The following is a 5,085-nucleotide window of genomic DNA, read 5'->3' on the forward strand; positions in this document are numbered from 1 at the left end:
GTGGGGCCCGGCGCCCGCGGGCGCCGGACCTGCCCGCGGTCCGGGGTCAGGCGAGGCCGGGGCCGCGGACGCCGGACCTGCCCGCGGTCCGGGGTCAGGCGAGGCCGGGGCCGCGGACCGGGATCGACGTGAACGTCGGCGCGGGCGCCGGCTCGGTGAAGAAGTCGTTGCCCTTGTCGTCCACGACGATGAACGCGGGGAAGTCCTCGACCTCGATCCGCCACACCGCCTCCATGCCGAGCTCCTCGTACTCGACGACCTCGACCTTCTTGATGCAGTCCTGCGCGAGCCGCGCCGCCGGCCCGCCGATCGAGCCCAGGTAGAAGCCGCCGTGGCTGCCGCACGCGTCCGTGACCTGCTTCGAGCGGTTGCCCTTCGCGAGCATCACCTTGGAGCCGCCCGCCGCCTGGAACTGCTCGACGTAGCTGTCCATGCGGCCGGCCGTCGTCGGTCCGAAGGACCCGGACGCGTACCCGCTCGGCGTCTTCGCCGGGCCCGCGTAGTACACCGGGTGGTCCTTCAGGTACTGCGGCATCTCCTCGCCCGCGTCCAGCCGCTCCTTGATCTTCGCGTGCGCGATGTCGCGCGCCACGACCAGCGGGCCGGTCAGGGACAGGCGGGTCTTGACCGGGTACTTGGTCAGCTCGGCGAGGATCTCGTCCATCGGGCGGCCCAGGTCGACCTTGACGACGTCGTCCTCGGAGAGGTGCTCGTCCGTGGTCTCCGGCAGGAAGCGCGCCGGGTCCGTCTCCAGCTGCTCCAGGAAGACGCCCTCCGCGGTGATCTTCGCGACGGCCTGGCGGTCCGCGGAGCACGAGACGGCGATCGCGACCGGCAGCGAGGCGCCGTGGCGCGGGAGCCGGACGACCCGGACGTCGTGGCAGAAGTACTTGCCGCCGAACTGCGCGCCGATGCCGATCTTCTGCGTCAGCTCGAAGACCTGCTGCTCCAGCTCCTTGTCGCGGAAGCCGTGGCCCACCGGGGACCCCTCGGCCGGCAGCTCGTCCAGGTAGTGCGCCGAGGCGTACTTGGCGGTCTTCAGCGCGAACTCGGCGGACGTGCCGCCGACGACGATCGCGAGGTGGTACGGCGGGCACGCGGCCGTACCGAGCGAACGGATCTTCTCCTCCAGGAACTTCATCATGGCGGATTCGTTGAGGATCGCCTTCGTCTCCTGGAAGAGGAAGGACTTGTTGGCGCTTCCGCCGCCCTTCGCCATGAAGAGGAACTTGTAGGCGCCGCCGTCCGTCGCGTACAGCTCGATCTGCGCGGGGAGATTCGACCCGGTGTTCTTCTCCTCCCACATGGTGAGCGGAGCCATCTGCGAATAGCGCAGGTTCAGCTTCGTGTACGCGTCGAAGATGCCGTGGGAAAGGGCCTCTTCGTCGCCGCCCTCGGTGAGGACGTTCTGGCCGCGCTTGCCCATGACGATGGCCGTGCCCGTGTCCTGGCACATCGGCAGGACGCCCGCCGCCGCGATGTTCGCGTTCTTCAGGAGGTCGAGCGCGACGAACTTGTCGTTGGACGACGCCTCGGGGTCGTCGACGATCCGGCGCAGCTGCGCCAGGTGTGCCGGGCGCAGGTAGTGCGAGATGTCGTGCATGGCCTCGGCCGCGAGCGTACGGAGCGCCTCGGGGTCCACCTTGAGGAACGTACGACCGTCGGCCTCGAAAGTGGAGACGCCCTCGGCGGTCACCAGCCGGTAGGGCGTGGTGTCTTCGCCTGTGGGCAGCAGATCGGAGTACGCAAACTCGGGCATTTTGGGGCCATTCCTCACTCGACGGGCCGGCGGCTGCCCTCGACTTCGGCAGCCTCCTAAGCGTAGGACCCGCCGCCGGCCACGGATGTGTGAGGTGACGCTCACCCGCGCGCGGGCCGCCGCCGGGCCCCGCGCGCCCGCGTGCCGGGAATCCGGCGCGCCGGAACGCGATAGCCCCTGGTCGCGATCTATCGCGTTTCGCTAGTCTGGTGGCGTGGACCTCGAAAAGCAGCCCCCGAAGCCCGTGGCACCGGCCGCCCCCGGAACGATCCGGGCCTCCGACGCCGACCGGGACAGGATCGCCGACATCCTCAAGGAGGCCCTGGCGGAAGGGCGTCTCGACGCGGAGGAGCACAGCGAGCGCATCGAAGCCGCGTACCGCGCGAAGACGCTCGGCGAGCTGGAGCCGCTGGTGGGCGACCTGCCCGCGCCGGGCGGCGCGCCGCGCCCGGCCGCCCGGGCGTCGACCGGCAGCGGCTACGGGTACGGCGCGGGGGAGGGCGTGCCCGCCGAGAACCTGGTCGCGGTCTTCAGCTCGAACGTGCGCAAGGGGCGGTGGCGCATCGCGCCGCGCACCAACGCCTTCAGCCTCTTCGGCAACATCGAGATCGACCTCACGGAGGCGCTGTTCACGCAGCGGCAGACCGTGATCAACGCGACCTCGGTGTTCGGCAACGTCGAGGTGCGCGTCCCCGAGAACATCTCGCTGCGCGGCAACGGCACCGGGATCTTCGGCAACTTCGAGGTCAGGACGCTGGAGGCGGAGGACCCCGAGGCGCCCGTGGTGATCGTCAACGGCTCGGCGGTCTTCGGCAACGTCGAGGCCAAGCCGAAGCGCGGCAAGCTCGTCGCGGACCTGCACGACAGGCTGCGCAAGTACCTGGACCGCTGAGGGCCCGCTCCTGCCGGGGCGGCGCGGGGCGGGTGCTGCTCTCGTGGCGCCGTGTCCGGCGCGGGCGGGCGCTGCTCTCGCGCCGCTGGCGCTGGCGTTGTTGACGCTGCCGCTGCGGGTACGCCGTACGTCCGGACCCAGGAGCCGCGCGCCCGGCGTCGCGGTCCGGACGCGGGAGCACGCCGATCGGGACCCCCGGCGGCGAGGCGCGACCTTCGCCTTCCGGACGCGGTGCCGTTTCCGTCGGGTCCGGCGAATTTCGCGGGCGCGGGCGATTTCCGAATACACCGGATCGCCATCCTTCGCGCCCCTTTCAATTGCCCGCACTTGCTCCGACTCGGCCGCGACGTCCCGAATTCCGCGGCGTCCGCGGCGGTCGAGCCGCGTGCCACGCAGTGCATAGGCGTGCGTACAGCGGGTAGGGACCCCTGCGTCGTCTCTCGCTCGCGAAGCCGTCGTCAGGAGTAGACCGTGCTGCACTTGCCGCAGAAGCCACTGCAGGTCGCCGCCTCTTTGTCCCCTCACAACCCCACGCGCGAGGACCAGGCGGGCCCGTGGCACTCGGAGGCTGTGTGCCGTCGCGACGAGGCCGGGCTGTTCTTCGCGCCCTCCAAGGAACCGACGGCCGCCAGGCTGTCGCGGGAGGAGGCCGCGAAGCGGGTCTGCTCCCGCTGCCCGGTCATGGTGGAGTGCCGGGAGCACGCCCTCGTCCAGCCCGAGCCGTACGGCGTGTGGGGCGGCCTGACGGCCGCCGAGCGCCGTGTGGTCCTCGCCCGGCGCCGCCGCCGCGACGCGGAACTGAGGCAGGCCGCGGCGACCGGCCCCGCCTCGGGCCGCATAGCCGCGGCCGGCTGAGTCCGGCCGCACCTTCGCGGGTACGGGAGGTGCCCCCGCCGCACAACGGGGGCACCTTCCGCATGTCTCCGCAGTGGACTGTGTGCCGCGCACCGGCGCCGGCGTCCCGGGCCGCGTCGGCCGCGCGGACGAGTCGGTCGCCGGCTGCCCGGCCGCCGGGTCGCGTCGGCAGCGGGCTGCCTCGGACGCGGGGCCGCGCGTGGCGTGCTCGTGCGGTGCGGTGCGGTGCGCGGGCTACTTCGCGCGGTCGAAGTCGACGGCGCTGTAGGCCCGGAGCTTCGACAGCCGGTGGGTCGAGTCGATCTGGCGGATCGTGCCGGACTTCGAGCGCATCACCAAGGACTGGGTGGTGGCCGTCTCGGAGCGGTAGCGCACGCCGCGCAGCAGCTCGCCGTCCGTGATGCCCGTGGCCACGAAGAACACGTTGTCGCCGCCGACCAGGTCGTCCGTGGTCAGGACCCGGTCGAGGTCGTGGCCCGCGTCGAGCGCGCGCTGCCGCTCGGCGTCGTCCTTCGGCCACAGCCTGCCCTGGATCACCCCGCCGAGGCACTTCATGGCGCAGGCGGTGATGATGCCCTCGGGGGTGCCGCCGATGCCCATGAGCAGGTCGACGCCGGTCCCCTCCCGCACGGCCATGATCGCGCCCGCCACGTCGCCGTCCGAGATGAACTTGATCCGGGCGCCCGTCTCCCTGATCTCCTTGACGATGCCGTCGTGGCGCGGCCGGTCGAGGACGACGACGGTGACGTCCTCGGGCGAGGAGTGCTTCGCCCGGGCGACGCGCCGGATGTTGACCGAGACCGGTGCGTTGATGTCGACGAAGTCCGCGGCCTCCGGCCCCGTGACCAGCTTGTCCATGTAGAAGACGGCGGACGGGTCGAACATCGCGCCCCGGTCGGCCGCGGCGAGGACCGCGATCGCGTTCGGCATGCCCTTCGCGTTCAGGGTCGTGCCGTCGATCGGGTCGACCGCGATGTCGACCTCGGGCCCGGTGCCGTCGCCGATGTGCTCGCCGTTGAACAGCATGGGCGCCTCGTCCTTCTCGCCCTCCCCGATCACGACGACGCCGTTCATCGAGACGGTGGAGACGAGGGTGCGCATGGCGTTGACGGCGGCGCCGTCCGCGCCGTTCTTGTCGCCGCGCCCGACCCACCGGCCGGCCGCCATGGCGGCGGCCTCGGTGACACGGACGAGCTCCAGGGCGAGGTTGCGGTCGGGCGCCTCGGGCGCCACGTCCAGCGGCGGCGGCAGGTGATGGTCGGTCATCGGGAGCGCGCACCTTTCTGCTGCTCTGCGGAGCCGCTGCGGGCTCCGCTGTGCCGGTCGGCGAGTCGGGGTGACGGCCCTGCCCGCCCCGTATGGAGAGCGGATGATCCGACTCTATCGGTTGTCCGCCAGATTGAGCAGTGGGCCCCACGGATGAGCGCGCGACGCGGGTGCGAACATATGGGGCGTGGCAGGCGACGAACAGCAGGGCGCGACGACGGCGGAGACGGCCGCTGCGGCCGGCGCAGCGACGACCGGCGAGGCCCGGGTCCCGGGCGGCCGGGCCCCGGCCCCGGCCCAGGCCGAGGCCCGG

At 72.2% G+C, this 5,085-nt stretch carries 4 protein-coding genes; 2 read left to right on the forward strand and 2 right to left on the reverse strand.

The annotated features are described in order from the left end of the window. Positions 1 to 94: 94 nt before the first annotated feature. Positions 95 to 1,759: a fumarate hydratase gene (locus L1885_RS23335; protein WP_235799136.1), complete on the reverse strand. Its 1,665-nt coding sequence runs from the start codon at positions 1,757 to 1,759 to the stop codon at positions 95 to 97. Between the two features lie 214 nt (positions 1,760 to 1,973). Here L1885_RS23335 and L1885_RS23340 point away from each other — a divergent pair, with 214 nt between their 5' ends. Together L1885_RS23340 and L1885_RS23345 are read left to right on the forward strand one after the other, a co-directional pair. After that, the gene (locus L1885_RS23340; RefSeq protein ID WP_235799137.1) at positions 1,974 to 2,651 is read left to right on the forward strand and encodes a DUF1707 SHOCT-like domain-containing protein; all 678 of its coding nucleotides are present in this window, start codon (positions 1,974 to 1,976) and stop codon (positions 2,649 to 2,651) included. A 471-nt stretch (positions 2,652 to 3,122) separates the two neighbouring features. Further along, positions 3,123 to 3,506, forward strand: coding sequence for a WhiB family transcriptional regulator (locus tag L1885_RS23345; protein WP_235799138.1), 384 nt, complete (start codon positions 3,123 to 3,125; stop codon positions 3,504 to 3,506). A gap of 234 nt (positions 3,507 to 3,740) precedes the next feature. On the opposite strand, the gene glpX is transcribed toward L1885_RS23345, so the two are convergent. Continuing rightward, positions 3,741 to 4,772, reverse strand: a complete 1,032-nt coding sequence (gene glpX, locus L1885_RS23350) for a class II fructose-bisphosphatase (RefSeq protein WP_235799139.1) — start codon at positions 4,770 to 4,772, stop codon at positions 3,741 to 3,743. Between the last annotated feature and the right edge of the window lie 313 nt (positions 4,773 to 5,085).

Origin of the sequence: Streptomyces fuscigenes (assembly GCF_021556455.1) — a bacterium.
In the GTDB taxonomy this organism is placed as follows: Bacteria; Actinomycetota; Actinomycetes; order Streptomycetales; family Streptomycetaceae; genus Streptomyces; species Streptomyces fuscigenes.